The organism is Stenotrophomonas sp. STEN013 (genome assembly GCF_056760355.1).
The window spans coordinates 1-17,908 of sequence record NZ_JBRREO010000012.1; the positions used below are offsets into that span (position 1 = coordinate 1).

At 63.1% G+C, this 17,908-nt stretch carries 16 protein-coding genes; 7 read left to right on the forward strand and 9 right to left on the reverse strand.

The window, feature by feature from the left end:
- Positions 1-183: 183 nt before the first annotated feature.
- Positions 184-1,233: a tyrosine-type recombinase/integrase gene (locus ACVOMH_RS14975; protein ID WP_481552470.1), complete on the forward strand. Its 1,050-nt coding sequence runs from the start codon at positions 184-186 to the stop codon at positions 1,231-1,233.
- Between the two features lie 14 nt (positions 1,234-1,247).
- Here the strand turns inward: ACVOMH_RS14975 and ACVOMH_RS14980 are convergent, their stop codons facing one another.
- On the reverse strand, positions 1,248-2,177 hold the full coding sequence (locus tag ACVOMH_RS14980) for an SOS response-associated peptidase family protein (protein WP_481552471.1): 930 nt from the start codon (positions 2,175-2,177) through the stop codon (positions 1,248-1,250).
- 218 nt (positions 2,178-2,395) lie between these two features.
- Between ACVOMH_RS14980 and ACVOMH_RS14985 the strand changes: the two genes are divergently transcribed.
- From ACVOMH_RS14985 to ACVOMH_RS15010, 6 genes are all read left to right on the forward strand, one after another.
- Positions 2,396-2,791, forward strand: coding sequence for a LexA family protein (locus ACVOMH_RS14985; RefSeq protein ID WP_481552472.1), 396 nt, complete (start codon positions 2,396-2,398; stop codon positions 2,789-2,791).
- A gap of 34 nt (positions 2,792-2,825) precedes the next feature.
- Positions 2,826-3,584 (forward strand): endonuclease, encoded by a 759-nt coding sequence (locus ACVOMH_RS14990; RefSeq protein ID WP_481552524.1) that lies wholly within the window; start codon positions 2,826-2,828, stop codon positions 3,582-3,584.
- Positions 3,584-4,834 (forward strand): Y-family DNA polymerase, encoded by a 1,251-nt coding sequence (locus tag ACVOMH_RS14995; protein WP_481552473.1) that lies wholly within the window; start codon positions 3,584-3,586, stop codon positions 4,832-4,834. The genes ACVOMH_RS14990 and ACVOMH_RS14995 overlap by 1 nt, the downstream gene beginning before the upstream one ends.
- Before the next feature lie 56 nt (positions 4,835-4,890).
- Positions 4,891-5,136 (forward strand): hypothetical protein, encoded by a 246-nt coding sequence (locus ACVOMH_RS15000; protein WP_481552474.1) that lies wholly within the window; start codon positions 4,891-4,893, stop codon positions 5,134-5,136.
- Entirely contained in the window at positions 5,117-5,338 is a 222-nt protein-coding gene (locus ACVOMH_RS15005) for a hypothetical protein (protein WP_481552475.1), read from the forward strand. The genes ACVOMH_RS15000 and ACVOMH_RS15005 overlap by 20 nt, the downstream gene beginning before the upstream one ends.
- Positions 5,339-5,971: 633 nt before the next feature.
- Positions 5,972-6,235, forward strand: a complete 264-nt coding sequence (locus tag ACVOMH_RS15010; protein ID WP_481552476.1) for a hypothetical protein — start codon at positions 5,972-5,974, stop codon at positions 6,233-6,235.
- Here ACVOMH_RS15010 and ACVOMH_RS15015 read toward each other — a convergent pair.
- The 8 genes from ACVOMH_RS15015 to ACVOMH_RS15050 all read right to left on the reverse strand — a co-directional run bounded on the left by ACVOMH_RS15015 (position 6,225) and on the right by ACVOMH_RS15050 (position 17,905).
- Entirely contained in the window at positions 6,225-6,464 is a 240-nt protein-coding gene (locus tag ACVOMH_RS15015) for a hypothetical protein (protein WP_481552477.1), read from the reverse strand. The two genes, ACVOMH_RS15010 and ACVOMH_RS15015, sit on opposite strands and share 11 nt — an antisense overlap.
- Positions 6,454-7,860, reverse strand: coding sequence for a hypothetical protein (locus tag ACVOMH_RS15020; RefSeq protein WP_481552478.1), 1,407 nt, complete (start codon positions 7,858-7,860; stop codon positions 6,454-6,456). Before ACVOMH_RS15020 ends, ACVOMH_RS15015 begins: the two co-directional genes overlap by 11 nt.
- Before the next feature lie 748 nt (positions 7,861-8,608).
- On the reverse strand, positions 8,609-9,553 hold the full coding sequence (locus tag ACVOMH_RS15025; protein WP_481552479.1) for a hypothetical protein: 945 nt from the start codon (positions 9,551-9,553) through the stop codon (positions 8,609-8,611).
- Positions 9,550-13,158, reverse strand: a complete 3,609-nt coding sequence (locus tag ACVOMH_RS15030; RefSeq protein WP_481552480.1) for a hypothetical protein — start codon at positions 13,156-13,158, stop codon at positions 9,550-9,552. Before ACVOMH_RS15030 ends, ACVOMH_RS15025 begins: the two co-directional genes overlap by 4 nt.
- Positions 13,159-13,162: 4 nt before the next feature.
- On the reverse strand, positions 13,163-13,576 hold the full coding sequence (locus ACVOMH_RS15035; RefSeq protein ID WP_481552481.1) for a hypothetical protein: 414 nt from the start codon (positions 13,574-13,576) through the stop codon (positions 13,163-13,165).
- Positions 13,573-17,088: a tape measure protein gene (locus ACVOMH_RS15040; protein ID WP_481552482.1), complete on the reverse strand. Its 3,516-nt coding sequence runs from the start codon at positions 17,086-17,088 to the stop codon at positions 13,573-13,575. Before ACVOMH_RS15040 ends, ACVOMH_RS15035 begins: the two co-directional genes overlap by 4 nt.
- The gene (locus ACVOMH_RS15045; RefSeq protein WP_481552483.1) at positions 17,088-17,699 is read right to left on the reverse strand and encodes a hypothetical protein; all 612 of its coding nucleotides are present in this window, start codon (positions 17,697-17,699) and stop codon (positions 17,088-17,090) included. Before ACVOMH_RS15045 ends, ACVOMH_RS15040 begins: the two co-directional genes overlap by 1 nt.
- Positions 17,699-17,905, reverse strand: coding sequence for a DUF7210 family protein (locus ACVOMH_RS15050; protein ID WP_481552484.1), 207 nt, complete (start codon positions 17,903-17,905; stop codon positions 17,699-17,701). Before ACVOMH_RS15050 ends, ACVOMH_RS15045 begins: the two co-directional genes overlap by 1 nt.
- Positions 17,906-17,908 lie beyond the last annotated feature (3 nt).

The following is a 17,908-nucleotide window of genomic DNA, read 5'->3' on the forward strand; positions in this document are numbered from 1 at the left end:
TCCAGTCCATCATCGGGGCGACACATAGCCTTATCCCCTCCAGAACGTAAGGCCTGCGGGGCTTTTCGCCAGATATGGCGTGGGATTCGGTTTGCTGCATTGCTATCGTATTTCCGGGGGTTTCAGGGCATTACCGCTGCGACGGTGCTACATTCGGGGCTACAGAAACAGGCTTGTAGCACTATGGGATCGATCCTCGCCCGCCGCCGGGCCACAGGCGCCACATCTTACACAGCGACTATCCGGCTAAAGGCCGATGGGAAGATCACGCACCGCGAGTCGGCGACCTTTCCAACGCGTGCGCTTGCAAAAGAATGGCTTACCCGCCGTGAAGCAGAGCTGGCCGGCCAACGTGCGCGCGGGGAGGTCGTCGGTACCCGCATGACGGTGGCCCAGATGATCGACTGGTACTCCGGCCAGATGGCTGCCGATAACCCATGGGGCCGCTCGAAGAAGGCGGACCTGGCCCGCATTGGAAAAGGCGCCATAGCCGATAAGCGGGTTGACCGCCTCACACGCGCTGATTTCATCGCCTACGCCCAGGGACGGCGCCAGGAGGGTGCCGGCCCGGCCACGGCCGCCAACGATCTGATCTGGCTCCGCCAGGTGCTGCGCGCAGCACGGGTTGCCTTGGGCGTGCCGGTGCCGCTTCAGGAGCTGGACGATGCGGCCGAATACCTGCGCCAAAATCGCATCATCGGCAAGCCGAAGGAGCGCGACCGGCGGCCCACTGCCGCGGAACTGGAGAAGCTGGCCGCGTATTTCAGCCACCGTGACGTGCGCGCCGAGATCCCGATGCTGGACATCATGCATTTCGCAATCCACAGCGCTCGGCGACAGGAAGAGATCACGCGGTTACGCTGGGACGATCTCGATAGATCGACGGCCACATGCCGCCTGCGCGACTTGAAGCACCCCACGAAGAAGCTCGGCAATGACAAGACGTTCAAGCTGACTGCCGAAGCCCTGGCGATTATTGAAGCCCAGCCGCGCGGAAACGAGCCATTGATCTTCCCGTTCAATCCGAAGTCGATCGGCGCTGCATTCACCCGGGCCTGCCACGTCCTGGAGATCTCCGACCTGCGCTTCCATGATCTGCGGCACGAGGCAACAAGCCGACTGTTCGAAGCCGGCTACACCATCCAAGAAGTCTCCCTTTTCACGCTGCACGAAAGCTGGGCGACGCTGAAGCGCTACACCAACCTGCGGCCGGAGCAGCTGGCGCACCGGTAGCCGTTGCAGCTGAGTCAGGCTGCGATGCGATGCTCATAGAACGGGTGCCGCTTGTCATCGAAGATCGCGTACAGCTCGCCGAGATTCCCGGGATCTGGATTCAGCCACGCATCGATGTGCTCGGGCTTGATGTTGATGATGGTCCGGTCATGCCCGGCAGCGGCAACCTCGGGCTCTGGTTCGTCAGTGACCGCGGCGAATGAAAGCAGGTCCGGCTCCAAGCCTTTCGGGTCTCTCCAGTGCGACCACAGGCAGGCTACCAGCATCGGCTCTCCGGTTCGGGGTGTGAACTGCAGCACCTGGTTGCCGGCCGGCCCCTCCACATTTTCGTAGAAGGTGTTCACCACCATCAGGCCATGGCTGTGGCCAAACTGGCCCTTCCAGAACCCCTCCAGGTTGTCGCGCCGGGCGTTGTAGGTTCCGGGGTACTTGCGATCGTAGACCGCCGGCTTCCCCGCGGGCCGGCACTGGTAGCGCATCGGCCGCACTACCCTCTTGCCGCCCTCACTGACCAGCACCAGCCCATACGCCCCCGGGAAGATCCGCCCGTCACCGGGCTTCGCCGTCGTCCGTTTGATATCCGCGAGCTTTGCCTTGCCAGCAGCGATCTTGTTCGTGGCGATACGGACATCCTCGCGCGCCTTCACAGTCTCCTTCGACAGAAGCGAGCGCTCGGCATCCGCCAAACGCTTGGACTGCTTGAACAGGTCCTGCTCGAGCTTCGCGATCTGCTCGGCGTTGAAGCGCTCGATCAGCTGCCGAACCTGCCGCGCCTCTCCAGACGTTGCATGCATGAATGGCGCGTCCATCCCCTTCGGAATCTTGATCTTGGCGCCGGCGCCACGATCGCCATAGAGGATCACGAAGTCCTTGATGCTGATATCGGCGCCGTACTTTTCGACGTATTCACGATAGTCCTGCCATGCCTCGGCGGAAAAGCACATGGGAAACTCCAGGGAGAGGGCATCTGACGATAGCGCCAGGCAGGTAAACGGACCGACATCGCCCTATGGTTAGTAATTGTACTAACATTCTCCGCCCGTCTCGCTTCTTGAGACAGCGCCCCGCGAGAGTTCGCGCCATGTTGCCCGCTCCCCCACCAATCCCCAACGCTCGTTTCCTGGGCCCGGCAGTTATCGATGGCCCTGTGCAGTCCGTCCCCATGGCCGGCGCCCGTGCGCTGCTGGGCTTTCCGTCCCCGGCCGAGGACTTCCTCGACGACGACATCGACCTGCATCGCCTGCTGATCCGTAATCCGGCGGCCACGTACCTGTATCGGGCAGACGGCTGGTCAATGATCGGCGCGGGAATCTGTGATGGCGATATCCTGGTTGTCGACCGCTCCGTTCAGCCGCGGGCCGGCGACATCGTGATCGCCGTGTGGGATGGGAATCAGCCCACCTGCAAAGTGCTCCAGACCTTCGAGCACCACATCGAACTGCACTCAGCCAACCCCGATTACCCGCCAATCGTCCTGACGCCAGGCACGGAAGTGGAGGTGTTCGCAATGGTGGGCCTTGCCCGCCAGATCATCCGCAGGCCGCGCCGTGGCCGCTGAGCTGTTGCAGGATCTCCGCGAGCTGGCAAAACAGCTGCCGCCCGCCCCCGGGGTCTACACATTCCACGGCGAGTCACCGCTTCCGCTCTACATCGGCAAGAGCGTGAACATTCGCGGCCGCGTGCTCGATCACATCCGTACGCCGGACGAGATCCGCCTGCTCAGCCTGACCCGCCGGTTCTCCTATGTGCGCACCGCCGGTGACATCGGAGCGCAGCTGCTGGAGGCGCAGCAAGTGAAGCTGCTGCAGCCGCTGTTCAACAAACGCCTGCGCCGTAACAAGCGGCTCTGCACGATCACGCTGCAGGCCGGTGAGCTGCGCATAACCGACGTGCATGATGCAGGTGACACAGCGTCGTTCGGGCTGTATCCCAGCCGGTTCGCCGCAGTAGAGGCCTTGCGTGAGATCTCCGACACCCACTTGCTCTGCTACAGCCGCCTGGGCATCGAAAAGCTGCCGGCGGGCCGCCCCTGCTTCCGTCATGCGCTCAAGCGATGCGCCGGCGTGTGCTGTGGGGCAGAGCCTGAGGATGACCACCGGCAGCGGCTGCTGGCGGCGCTCATTGATCGCCACGTGCATGCATGGCCCTACCCGGGCGCTGTCGGCATCGTCGAAAAATCCGACGAGCTGCAGCAGATCCACGTCGTACGCAACTGGCACTACCTCGGCACCGCGGACACGCTCGCGAAAGCCCGGAAGCTGGACCAGCCCTCCGCCTCATTCGACCGGGACTGCTACCGCATCCTGGTGCGGCCGCTGATCACCGGCGCTGCCGAAATCCGGGAGCTGTGATGTTCGCCCTGGTCGACGGCAACAACTTCTACGCCAGCTGCGAGCGCGTATTCCAGCCGGCGCTACGCGGCAAGCCACTGGTCGTACTCAGCAACAACGATGGCTGCGCGATTGCCCGATCGGCAGAAGCCAAGGCACTCGGGGTCAAGATGGGCCACCCGGCCCATGAGTTGAAAGACCTGGTCCGCCGGCACGGCCTGCAAATGCGATCGGCGAACTTCGGCCTGTACGGCGACCTGAGCGCCCGCGTTGTCTCAATCCTGCGTGATGCCGCCCCACGGGTGGAGGTCTACAGCATCGATGAGAGTTTCCTCGACCTGACGGGCATCCAGCTGCGCGAGCAGTTCGCGTGCGACTTGCGCACGCGGGTGCACCGCTGGACCGGTATCCCCAACTGCATCGGCATCGGCCCCACAAAGACCCTGGCCAAGCTCGCCAACAAGCTGGCCAAAACCGGCAATGGCGTGATGGATCTCGGTGACCCTGTCGTATGCCATGCGGCGCTGGCTGACTTCCCCGTCGGCGATCTATGGGGCGTGGGCCGCAAACTGGCGCCGAAGCTTGCCGCACGCGGCATCCACACCGCCGCGCAACTGCGCGACGCCTCAACTGATGACATCCTCGCAGCCTTCGGTGTCACGCTTGCGCGCACGCAGCGGGAACTGCAGGGCCACCCCTGCATGAGCATCGAAGAAGTGGAGCCCGACCGGCAGCAGATCGTCGTCAGCCGCTCATTCGGCAGCCGCGTTTCCGATCCGCAGGCGCTGCATGAGGCACTGGCCACGTTCGCCGTGCGTGCTTGCGAGAAGCTGAGGTCTCGCGGCCTGGTGGCCAGTGGCGTCCAGGTATTCCTGAACTCCGACCCGTTCCGCCCCGAGCTGCCGCAGCACCACCCAGCCCGCGCGGCGAATCTCTCGGCGGCCACCGCTGACACCACGATCATCCTGCGATGCGTACGCCAGCTGTTTGAGGGCATGCCCCGCCGGGGCATCGACTACAAAAAGGCAGGCGTCGCGCTGCTGGATCTCGCGCGACCGGAGGCACTGCAGCAGGATCTATTCACCCCTGCCATGGTGGGGAACGACCGCCTGATGGACACGTTGGACGCGATCAACAAGAAGTTCGGCCGCGGCACCGCTGGGCTCGGCGCAACCGGCTGGCAGGCAAAGCCGGAATGGCGCATGCGCCAACACATGCTCTCCCCCAGTTACACCACCTCCATACACCAGCTGCCGCGCGTGCGCTGCTGAATGTGAACAGCCACGATTGACCTGATCATAACGGGCGGCCGGCATAGGATCCCCTCATGACCACCAAGCTGACCCGAGAAGAGCTGGACCAGTGGCTGCAGGATCTGGCGGTGCGAATGAAGCCGGAAGCAGAGACGGCGCTGGTCGGAGATATCGCCGAAATTGTTGCAGGTGAGGTCGAGGTAATCGAACCCCGCGTCGCCATGGCAGATTTCGACCACTTCCATGACCAGGTACGCAGCCTCATTGACGCACTGGCTTGCGTTAGAGCGGGAAAGGCAGATGAGCCAACAGGGCGCTGATTACGAACTGGCGTTCAACGAGATCAGTCACGCGCTCCTGCAGTACGGGGAAGCGCCGCAGTTCTGGGAGATCTGCGACGAGGTCGAGGAACGGCTTATCGACCAGTATCCGGAGGACGAAGTCGCAATCATCGAGCTGGTCGCCACCTGGCTGTTCAAGCTGGGCGTGCACCCGGAGGGAGAGCTCCAAGGCTTTGTATAGCCACCAGTACCACAGCCAGCACCCGGCCCTCTTGGGGAGGTAGGGACCGGGTGGACGCGGGGAATGCGTCGTTGCTGGCCTCCAGCAGCTCCGCATCCCTGCGGAAGCCCGGCGGGTGGATGGCCTGGCTGGGAGCCGGCGCCGCCGTTGCTGGCGACTCCACAATCACGCTTCTGCAAGGCGCCGTCAGTCGGCCAACGGCCTGGGTTGCTGTAGGTATTTCCTGACACGCCGGAACTTCGTCACACAACCTCGGGCGGGAGATTCCACCTGGAGCAGAAGAGCTCGCCGTCATCACGGGCCAACCCAACCCCGTTTTTGCGCAGAATTCTAGCCTTGAGCCTCTCAAGCAGCCTCTCGACACAACAAATTTCAACTATTTTCTTGCGCAGCCACACCTGCCGGTACTCGCCAAACTCCCCTCCAACCCTTAGGTCTTCGTGACATGCGTCACGCAATTTCGATTGCGGTCCGGAAATTTTTGCAAGTTTCACGCGCTAACTTAGGTTCCGGTGGGTTCGTGGTATCTCGGAGAGGGGGCGTCGAACCTCGCTGAAAATGGCGATTTTTTAGGGGCTTGGCAGACTGCAATCTGCCGATGAAGCTGTGCCACCACTTCACCGGAGCACATGAATGGATCACATCGAAACGCAGTCGGCAGGCACCCGGAAGTCACCCCACCAACAACAAGCCACACCCTGCCACAGGCGAGACGAGGTGCACATCAAGTGGCTGCACGACGGCCTCGACCACCTCAGCTTTCTCGACGAAATCGCCGACTGGATCGCCAAAGGTGTCCTGCCGGGGCAGCTTGGCGAGGATCTGGTCAAACTGGAGCGTTTCATCTTCGAGGCGATGCAGAAGGACCGTATCCGCTATACCTCCCTCACACAGTGACCTCGATCAGCGGCAGGTTCGGCGCGGTCTCCAGCACGCGGCCGTCGCGCACCCACACGTTGTACGGGATACCACCGGCATCCCCCACCTGGCCCATTACCCGGAACTGGGCGCCGTCATAGCTGGTGACTGAGCTGGTGCCGTCCGGGTTGTGGGCGGTGACAGTTGCCAATAGCCGTGGTCCTGTCTGCAGCAGGCCGCCAAACTGGCTCCATAGATCAGTTCGCATCGGTGTAATGCCTCTCCAGGGTGATGGTCTGCTCCACGGTCACGGCATTGCCTGACACACGGGCATCGATCCGGGTTGCAGTGCACAGGCCATGCCAGTTCCCGGATGATCCTCGCACCTCAACAAGCTCCAGTGGCAACACGCGTCCCGTGGTTCCCGCAACTACGGGAGAAGGGAACATCGGCAAGGTCAAGTCGATGTCGTCCTGGTCACCACGATCGCTGAGGATGTTGCGGCCGCGCTCTGCTGCTGCAGCCGCTACGGTAATCAGCGGACTGGATGCCTGTGCGGCATATAGATCGCCAGCCTCACCCTGCCGAACGATGCGTGCCGTAACGCCGGCACCGGCCAGCTCGCCGGTCACCACAACAGCGTTGTAAACCGGGGCACTGCGAACCTGCCCACTCTCAGTGATGACAATGTCATCTTGCACCACGTGATCTGCAGTTGAGTCTGGCCAATCCCAAGGGCTTACCGGGTAGCGCGGCAAAACCCGCAAGTGTTTGCTCTCCGGATGCGACTGCACCACGGCGCCGGCCGCCTCGGCCAATGCACTGATGGCGTCCAGCGCGGTCATTCCGTCGTAGTACCAGGCGCCCGCAGGAACCTGCCAATCCACCGTGCCCCAGTCGATGGTGTAGCCGGTATCGGCAAGCTCATCTGTCGCCAGCTGCGCCATGCTCCGCTCGCTGCTGCTGACCATGGCCCGTGAAGGCGCGTACGGCGCGGCCAGCAGTGAGGTACGGCTGCGGCCGGTCACGGTCACACCGCTGCGTACAAACTCCCGACGATGGCTGTAGTTCTCAATCACCGCTGTCCAGACGTACCCATTGATTGTGATCTCAACCTCACGCCGGCCACTGGGCGCAGGTTTCAGCAATGCAAGGTGCGCCGGGTCGGCCAGCGTCATATCAACGCCGTACCCCCATGCGCCGGCACTGCCGCTGATGCTGACCGATTCCACTTCAATGGGCGCGCGGTCCGGCAGCCGGACCACCGAGATTGTGTTGAGCACGATGTAAGTACCTTTCTGAGGGCGCACCGCATAACACGCAGTCACGCCAAGATTGAGGGGCGCGAACCCGCCCATGCCGATCACCGGGCAACCGAGATTCAGTGCGACCTTGTCGCCAGGAGGAAATGGATTGGGCTCTGGCGGCTCGGGCGGCACAACCGCCGGCCGAACAATCCACGGCAGATGTGCAGCAGGCCCCCAAGGCAGCGTCGTGGTGCACCTGCCAAGTTCCGGACTCATCCAGTGAAGCAGACCCACCGGCATCCTGCAAAATGCACCTGGCCGCCACAACATGTCCGCCACCTGACGGGCCTGGGCCGCGTGATACCACGGCGTGCAGGCCGCGATTCGGTGCTGTTGCTGACCCGCCCACTGGAACATCCCAGCCTTTCGCTCACAGCCCTGGGATTGCCATCCTGAGCCAAGTGCCCTTCGGCGTTCTGCAGAATGACCGCCCCAGTGCAACTCCGCCGTCATCGCCGTTCGCGGCGTTCCCCTCCACAGCAAGGCAGTAATGCCGTTCTTGCGAGCAGCAGCCCCATGCCAAGTAATGGCAGCACCGCGTCGCTCCCGCTGGCTCTGCCCCCAACTGGCGTCCACCGCGATCTGACGCGATGCCGCAACAGCCCACGCAGTACCCCATTGCGACCGAAGCCCGCGCACAACCGGTTCCGGTGGCTCAGGGGGTTCCACGTCCCACGCGATGCCGAGATTGAGTGGCGTGTGACTGCCGGGGCCGGTGAAAAGCGGCCCAAGGTTCAGCCCAATATACCCGCCGGGTATCGGCTCCATCACTCAACCATTGGCGCGGGATAGATCCAATCCTGAATCGCGCTGTTGACTTGTTGGCTTCGATCGGTGGCAATCACAGTGAACCGAGTGGACTCACTGAGATATGGCACACGCCACGTTCCATCTGGCCGCGACCAAGTTCGAGCCACCACAGCATAGGTATTCGGCTCGAGTACGGTGATATCAATACGCGCCGGCTCATTCATCACCCGAACTCGGCCGTCATCCCCGCCTTCAGTATCCGGCGGTAGGCCGCCTAGGAAGCCGTGCCCCCCCCATGGAGCCCCGCGTCCGAAACTGGCACTAACGACATGTTTACTGGTAAGCACGCTACTCATTAGTACTCCCACTCGGCATCAATCCTGATCAGGCCCTGACCTTCGCTGGGTCCGCCAAAACTGGATACGCTCAAAAATTCACCAGGAACACCACCCGGATCAACGTATCTTTCGAATCTTGAAAGTACCTTTCCATGCTCAGGTACCCACATCCCCGGATAAGCACCAATTAGCAATGCCGAGCTGGCGCTGCCCTGCTTCAGGAACGCACGGGAAACCAACATCCCACCAGTCACCGGGTAGGGATAGGGAAACTGACCGGAACTCACTCCGCCGAGTAGGTTCATCCTGCAAACCAGCGATTCACGCGGGTACACATCGATGCCAATCTGTGATCCATCCACACTGCGTGCACCGGCGATCCAGCCGTATCCAGATGTCCCATAGAAAAGCCCAGGGCGTGATGGACCTGAATTCCAAGTAGCTTGATTGCTAAAGGAAATACCAAAATTAAACGGAAAATCTTGTCCTAACGTAGTCCAATCACCAACGAAAGATCCCGAAAAGTTCTCAAACCCACCAGCAAGGTCGCCGGATGCGATGAATATATAAATCGTACGACTGTTGCCCACTATCAACCAGTTCCGAGCCGTAGTGTTGGCTGTATTGCTCTTCCCCCAAGAATTACTACCACCACCAAATCCATCAACACCAGTGTCGATACTGCTCATCGTGTGAAATGCGCTGCATAGAACATGCCGCGCGTTGCTGTCGTCGATGCGCCAGAACATCCCCGTTCCGCCATCACTCAGGCTGTTCTGATACGCACGCTTATGCCCATCGTAGAACGCCCGCGTCCAACCCAAAGGTGCTTTCGCCTCCGCACCGGTGCCATAGCCGGTGACAAGCACCGCATCCATCAACGCCGCAAAGCTACCGGCCGTCCCTGTAAGAATCGGCGCGCCCGGATCAGTGCTGCGGAAAATAGTTGGAATCAAACTCACGGTGTACCTCCTGCAATGTTGCCGATGACCTGCAGACGGGTCGAATCGGCGGCGGTTGACGCCGTGCCCGGCAGAGTGGTGCGCACCATCCACACCGGCGCAAGGCCACCGATGGTGTTGAAGCGCACGGCGTTGTTTACTGCCCAGCCACTGCCCCAGCCTTCGCGCTTGATCGTGAAATAGGGCTGGCCGGTACGTGGATTGAGTGGCGCACAATCAGCCGCGATGCTGCCGACAGCGATCACGCCTACCGCCTCGCCAATCACCTCGAAGTTGCTTGCGCTGGTGAAGCGAATTGCCCAACGCTCAGTGATGGCATTGGCGTTGGTCACCAGCAGCGGATAGTCGGTGTCGTTATAAGTACCAGGCGCTGCCCCGCCACTGGGCGTATTCGACCAACTGTTTGACCAGGTGCCCTGGTCAAACAGATTCTCCACGCGGGCCTGCAGATCGAGTGATCCATTCGCCTCACCCAGCCGTAGGGCCGTGCTGATCATCGCCTCGCCGGCCGGGTAGTCGTGCGTGAGGCCCGTATTAAGCTCGATCTCGCCAGTGATCTGCGGCTGCACGCACAGGCGGCGGTCCTCCACGCGCTCGCGGATGACGACGGGCAGGATGTAGGCGCTCAGGTTGAGCGGATCACTGAACTGCAGCGTGCCGGCGTCCAAGTCCGAGGTGTACCAGGAGCTGTTGATGGGCGTGCCTGCGCTGTCGCGCACTTCGATCTGGGCGATGCGGGTGCGCCCGAAGCTGACCAGCTGCCCCGCGACTGGCGCGGCAATGCTGTGGATGGCGGTGTGGTGCACCAGCACCGTCTGGCCCGCCTTGAACGCCGGAACGCGGCCATCGCTCGGCAGGCGCACCGGATCCAGGCCAATCACCACGCTGGACAGCGGAATAGAGCGGTACACCACCGTGCCCATGTAGATGCTGCCGGCCATCATCAGGTGCGGGCGCCATACGTCGGTGCCGACGACGTTGGCCGGATCGAACCACGGCTCACCCTCGTTTCCGGCGGCCTGCACCAGCTCGCCGAAGCGCACATTGGCTGTACCGCTCTCCCAATCCACTGCGCCACTGATCAAGGGTCCCATCAGCACGCCATTGATGTCGGCCGCGGCGGTCACCACCTGGCCGCCAAGCGTGGTGGCGCGCAGAGTGAAACTACCCGGGCGCAACGGACTGCCCGGTGCACGGAAGAACACCGCGTCGGTACCAGCGTCGAAGATGCGCGTGGCCAAAGCATCCACACTCACCGTATTCGCACCGCCGGCTGCCCACTGGGCGATGTTGCACTTGCCGGCCGCGTAATCGATGACACCAGCGTAGGTCCCGGAACCGCTCGCCGGGTCGATGCCGTAGTACAAGGCGCCATTGCGGTCCACATACGTGCGCCCACGGAACGTGAAGCGCACAGAGCCGGGAATGATGCTGTCCATCACCGTCGGCGTCAGCTCCAACACTACGGGCGGCAACGGCAGGGTGACCGACTCAGCCACCACCGGCGTACTGGTGTCCTGGTACTCAGCGCTGACAATGGTGCCAGCGCTGAACGTTGTCGTGATGTCAGCCCGGTCACGGGACTGCAAGCGCCGGCCGCCACCCACACTGGACGCGGCATACACCGGGATTGGAAAGTCCTCGATGACGATCTTGCCGAACTTGCAGTTGACCGCACCGGTTGTGTAGTTGACGGTGCCAAGTGTTCCGGCAAGTGCGCGGCCATTGGCCGACACAGCCAGGATGTTGCCGGCGCCGTCGTCACGCGCCTCGATGCGCACCGACACCGTGACGGTACCCAGGTCCTCATCCATCGGCTGAGCAGATACCAGCCACGTCAACCGCAGGCTGCCCGCGCGCAGGGGTGCACCAGGCAATGTGAAACTGCCGATGCCGCCGGCATCCGGGCTGGGCTGTTGATCGCTGTTGCTGCTCCCGGCCACTTCGTAGCTGTTGGACAGCACCGTGTCGCCATCCGGCAAGATAGCCAGGCGCAGCGATACTTCGCCGGTGGCATATACGATATTGCCGCGCTGCACACCGGCGATCAGCAAACCACCGGCACCGTTGTCGCTGACGCTCAATGGGGCGCCGCCCACTGTGAGACCACCAACGTAGCTGCCCGGGCGGATGCCGGCATCCGGCAGCATGAAGTTCAGCTCCGGCGTCTTGATTGCGGCATCGCCGCTGCGCCGCTCCCCCACAACACCGGTGCCCCAGCCAAGAATCACCTCGCTGCCGAGATCTGGCAGTGCGCCGGCAGTGAGAACAACCGCGCCGGTGGCGTAATTCACCGTGCCGCTACCCTGCCCGGGATTGCCAACCAGCTGCCCGGTACCGTTGTCCGACAGGCGAATCCAACGGCCAAGGGCACGGTAGTCGACGTATACCGTGCCCGGGGCCGGCAACGGTACACACTGGAAGATGTAGTTGAAGCCCTGGTTGCCAGGCGTGATCGCAATGCGGTCGGTATAACCCTGCTCAACGATCGCACCGGCCGGCGTGGCGGTGATGGTCACGGCCGTGTTGCCGGCTCCGGCATCGTTGGCCACGGAAACGCTACCGGCCAGGTAGTCCACGCTCCCGCTCCACGGCGAGACACCCACGGCCACCAACTGGCCGCTGCCGTTGTCAGCCAGTACCACGCTGCCAACAGTCACCTTCACTGAGCCGTTGAGCAGGGTATTGCCGAGGAACCGGGTGACGCCTACACCAGCAGCAAACGCGCTATTGAAGTTCAGGCCAAGCGAGTCGGTAGCACCGGCCTGCACGTAGCACACTGTGCCCTGCCCAGCCAACACATCCACCACGGGAGTCTCGGCAGTGGTAGCCGGCACAATGTTGACGTAGGGCGTGCCAACCTTCACCGACAGGTCGCCCGGCTCGGCCGCCACGGTCAGGCGCTTGACGCTGTAATAGCTGGTGGCATCCACCACGTTGGTCTGCAGCACACGCGTGGCCGGCTTGATGCTGGTGCGGCGGTTGACCTCCTGGCCGGGAAAGTCGTATAGCAGCGCGGTGACCGTCTCCACGATGATCACATCACGCTCGAAAGCGCCCTGGTCATCCCAGAAAGTCTGGCTGCTGCGGCTCAGGATGCTGCGGACACGCATGTACTGCTCGTTCGGCGTGTAGCCGGAACCGGTGATCGAAAGGCACAGGGTGTCGTTGATGTCCGGGGTTGGCGCATCCTTCATGCAGTAAAAACTCAGCGCCTGCTGACCAATGAAGTGTGCGCCCAGCAGCACGTAGCGGCTTTCCACCCCCTTCGTGATGTAGCCCTCCACGCGGTTGCGCGCATCGTTGCGCACGTCGCTGTAGGAGCCCGTGGCGAACATGCTGATTTGCACGTCCGGATCGGAAGGCGGGTCGACGATTACCGCGATGGCGTCCTTCAGCACATCGGTGCCCGCGGTATCCACATGCACAAACAGCTTGCGCAGAGTGCTGCGGCCGGTGGTGCGCTCTTCGTCGCCGATATCGGGGAACAGGTTGTTCATCGCCCCGTCCACGATTTCAGTGGCCACCATGCGCCCACCACCATCCGGGTTGTCAGTGAGCCGCTGGCTCTGGCGGAGCTTGATGTCAGTTGCAGAAATGGTCATGGGCTCAGGCCGTCATCAGTCGAAGGGTGATAGCGAAGAAGTCCCCGTCAGAAGCCGGGGCAATGAACTTGATGGGCTTGGCCTCCAGAGCCGCACCATCACTGCGGCGCCACAGAACGTTGAACGTACGGCTGCCGCTGTTGTGGGCAGGAACAGTGAGCAGCATCGGCGTTGAGCGCGGCACCGCTTCAAGGGCCTGTAGGGCACGCAGCACCTCCAGCGAAACCACCGCCACCCAGCTACGGCCGTCCTGCTGGCTCTCCAGCGTGATCGGCCTGCCGGTCTGCAGGGCGCTTTCCTGAACGATGCGCGCACCCGTGAGGCTGGTGCTGATAGCCTGGCCGACCTTCCATGCAGTGAATTCGTCAGACCAATTGAGATCTGCAGGCAGATCAATTCCTGCAAGTGATGAGCTCACCGAACACCCCTGCGCGCAATGCTGATAGAGCGGGCACGTTCAATCCGTTGCAGGACTCGCGGTGCCACGAGTTCAGCCAGCCGTTCGGCCTGCTCGATCTCCGCAGCGCTGGCGCTGGCAGCCACACCCTTGGATGGCGCCCGCCAATCGATCACCAGGCGCTGCTCATCGGTGCTCATCGCATCGCCAGCTGCCCGCTGGGCGTTCTTCTGCTCCTTCATCGCGGCAAGCCGCGACTCGTTCGCGCGCCGCTCTGCCTCCGCTTCGCGAGCGCGCTCCTCTGAGCGCTGCTTGCGCATAGCGTCTATCTGCGCCTCCTTCTGAATTACGGCGTCCAGCTCACCATCACTGACAAATCCAAACTGGTTGCGCAGCTGGGCACGACGCTTGGCCATCTCGTCGTACTTCCCGGACGCCTCGTCAAGGTCTGCAGCCAAGCCGGCCAGCTCGCGGCGCTGCCTCGACAGCTCGTTGGTGATACCAAAGAAGTTCTCAAGCACCGGCGAGCCCGCTCGCGCGGACGCAAACATGGCCTTCATCGCTTCCCGGAAGCCATCACCCACTTCTCCAAGGCTGAACGACATTTGCGTGCTTGCCTGCAGGAGCTGATCAAACCGGCCAGCAGCACTATCGGCAGCTTCTGCCATGTTTCCTGACGCGTCTGCCGCCTCGTTGGCTGCGCCGGCAAGGCCGCGCAATGCATCAGAAGCCTGCGACGCCCCTTCATCGACGCCAGCTCCCATGTCTTTGGCAGTCTGCGTAACCGAACCAAGCTTGCCGTCGATGGCTTCGATCGCCTTCGCGAAATCGCCGTACTGCAAGTTGCCGGCGGCCAAGGCATCAGACAGGGCGCGCTTGAGCGCACCCAGCTCAGTGCTGGTGGAAATCTTGCCAATGGCGCTGGTGAATGCTTGGCCGATAGCCTGGCTGCGCTGCTCCATCGTCAGGCCAAGCTTGTTGACCTCAGCATTAGCAGCCACGAACTGATCAACAGCGGCACGGCCGGCAGAACTGAAACCGGTACGCACCTGCTCAACATCGACACCGAGCCGGGTGAGGTTGATGCTATCGATGGCCGACGCCAGCTTGGCCGCTTCCGCCGACCCGGCACCGAAGGCCTTTTCAAATGCTTCGCGAACCGCTGGCAGGTCTGAATCCGCAATCCCGGCAAGCGCCTTACCCAGCTCACCCTGGATCGCTGCCGCAGCCTGCTTGCCCCGTGCCTCCAGATCCTTGATGATCCGCGCGGCCTTCTGCAGACCTTCACCACTGGTGAAGTCGATACCGTCAAATGCTCCCTTGATTGCATCGGCGGCACCCTTGCCGGCACCTCGCAGCTCATCAAACTTATTGATTGCCTCCTGCGCAGAATCGCGGATTGCGTTCTCGGCTTTGGCTTTTGCATTCAGATCGGCCAACGCTTGGCCAACCCGCTCCAGCTCATCGCGCAGCTCGCGGGCCTTTTCGCTCGCCATCGCGGTACGCACACTGTCACCGGCACCTCGCGCCTCCAGTACCACACCCCGGAAATACTGCTGCGCAGCCAGCAGGCTCTGCTGGTAGGCCTGGGCTTGCTCCAGCGTCATGCTGCGCAGATCGCCTGCGGCGGCAAGCTGCTGGTCGGCGTTGGCACGGTACAGCTGCTGCAGCTGCTGGCCCAGGCGGATCTGCTCCTGGGCAAAGCTGGCCTGTGTCTGCTGGTACAGCGCGGTCTTGGCCAGCATGTCGTTGTATTGGCCGATGGCATCGGTCACCTTGATCACGCTGTTGACGGTGAAATCGATCGAGGCGACCAGCGCGACCTGTGGCGCAAGGCGCGCCATGGCCGCGGCCAGTCCGTTCACCTTGCCACTGAGCGCCCCCATGCCGGCGCCACGCGCCGCCTCGGCAGCGGCCAGGCCGGTGGTGGCCACCGTGGCAGAGCGCGCAGCCGTGGCGATGCCCAGGAAGCCCTGGGCAACACTGGCCAGCTTCAGCGCCACGTACACCTTGCCCAGCAGCACGATAGCCTCCGCATGCTTGGCCAGCGTCAGCGTGATGCCGGCAATGGCCTTGCCCAGCGGCAGCAACTGCTGGCCCAGGTCCTTGACCGCCTGCAGCGTGCTGACGATCGCATCGCTGACGCGCTTGGCCAGCCCTTCCATGCCGCCGGTGGCCTGCAGCAACTGCTGCAGCTGCTGCTGCAGGTACTGGCCAACACCGGCATCCACTACCTGCTGGCGGAAATCCAGCCAGCGCGCAGAGAGCTGCGCCACCAGGCCGCTCATGCTGCTCAGACCGCGCGTGGCGGCGCCGGCATTGGCCTTGCCGATTTCCTCGTACAGCGCGGTGATGACATCGCGCCCCAGCGCGCCGGCGCTGGAGAGCTTCTGCAGCTCGTCCACGTTCTTGCCGGTGGCCTTCTGCAGCAGGTCCCACACAGGCACGCCGCGTTCGACCAGCTGCAGGATCTCTTCGCCCTGCAGCTTCTGCTTTGCCCAGGCCTGGCCAAGGGCAAGGATCTTGCCTTCCAGATCCCCCTGGCTGCCACCCACTGCGGCGTTCTGGTCGATCAGTGCCTGCAGCGAGCCGTTGAGCGGTTCCAGCCCGAAGGCTTTGAGATTCTGTGCCGAGGACAGCACAGCATCGAAGGCCAGGCCGTTCTGCTTGGCCAGGTCAGCCAGCTCGCCATAGGCGCGATTGCCCGCGGCCTGGGTGCCGTACATGTTCCCCAAGGATCGCCGCGCATCCTCGGCTGCAGCGGCAACGCCGAACAGGTTCTTGGCACCGGCAACTGCGGCTTGGAAACTGAGATAACCGGCCAGCGGCGCTACCAGCCCGCGCAGCTTGCTCAGTGCGCCGCCGGAGTCCCCAAGCTTCTTGGTCTGCGCCGTGGCCTCGGCCGCACGGTCACGGTAGGCACGCAGGCTTTCAGCAGCAGCGCGGCTCTGGGTGGCCTGCTTGCGGAACGCTTCATCGCCATCGGCCATGCGCTGCTTGAGCTGCTGCACGGCGGAGGCTTCGTTGCGCACGGCCTGGGCCTGGCGGTCGATGGCACCGGCGGTGCTGCCGATCTGGTTGCGCAGCTCGCGCTGCACGGCAGCCAGGTTGCCGGTGTTGACGCCGGCAGCCTTGAGTTCGCCTTCCAGCTTTTCCAGCTGCTGCCACTGGTCCGCGTAGGCGGCACGCTGCTTTTCCAGCTCAGCGCGGGCGGCCTTCTGCGCCTGCTCCATCTGCCGGGTGGGCTTTTCCACCTCGGCCATGGCCAGGGCCAGCTGGTAGGCAGCACGCTCGGCAGCATCGAGCTGGCTCTCTGCTTTGCCCAGCTCAGTAGTCAGCTCATCAAAGCGCGCCGCACCCTCGGCTGCCTCATTCAGCCCGATCAGCGAATCAACCAGCTTGCGTGTGTCGGCAACGGTGGCATCGCTGACATCACCCAACTCAGACAGTGCGGCTTGCAGCTGTGCGATGCCCTCGGCACCGCGGGTTTCCAGCACCAGCCGGATGGCTTCCTCAAACGCAGGCGTGGCCATCAGATTCCTCCTTGCCGGGTGAGGCGCAGCAAGCGGACGATTTCCCTGCTGCGTAGTTCATTCATTTCGCGACTCAATCGCTTTGCGTTCTCATCGCCCTGCCCGCGCACCATCTGGAACGGGCTGGGACCAGCCAGGCGTTTGAGCTTGTTGCGCGGGTCGCGCCCGCTCGCGAGGTGGCTGCCGCTGGAGAACTGGCGCACCAGCATCCATTTCTGACCGTTGAGCGTGGCGATGAAGGCGTGGTGGTAGACCTTGCGACCGCCGCCTTTGCTGATGGCCGCCGTGGCGCCAGGGCTCTTGCGCCCAGTCCACCGACCGCCGAACGCGGCGAGCGGTGTCTTGTATGTGCTGGCATTCAAGCGAAGCACCGCACCCGCGCCGGACAGCTCGCTGGTGGTAACGGTGAACTTTCCGGCCAGATCACCGGCACGCACGTTGTAGGTTTCGCGCACCAAGCGCTTTGCCGCCGGCTCGAAGCGGCGGCGCACCGTGACCACGGCGCGCTTGTCGGCCTTGGCAATGCTCGCCGGGCTTACACCGTCAAGCGCAGCAGCGATACGTGCCAGAGCGGGCCGAAGCGATTCAGCACCTGTACGCTTGGAGACCATCAGCCCTCCCCGATCGCGCCGAAACGGCGCAGCAGGTCAGCGGTGGCCGGCGTACAGGTGAGCGTATCGCCTTCGCGATAGTCCAGACCGGCATGCCTGTGGTTGCGCACAAACACGACCACGCGCTCTGGCGGAACAGGCCGATACACCGCCGGCATTGCTGCCGCCGGTGCCGGTACCGCCGCGCTGTTCGAGCGACGGCGCATCAG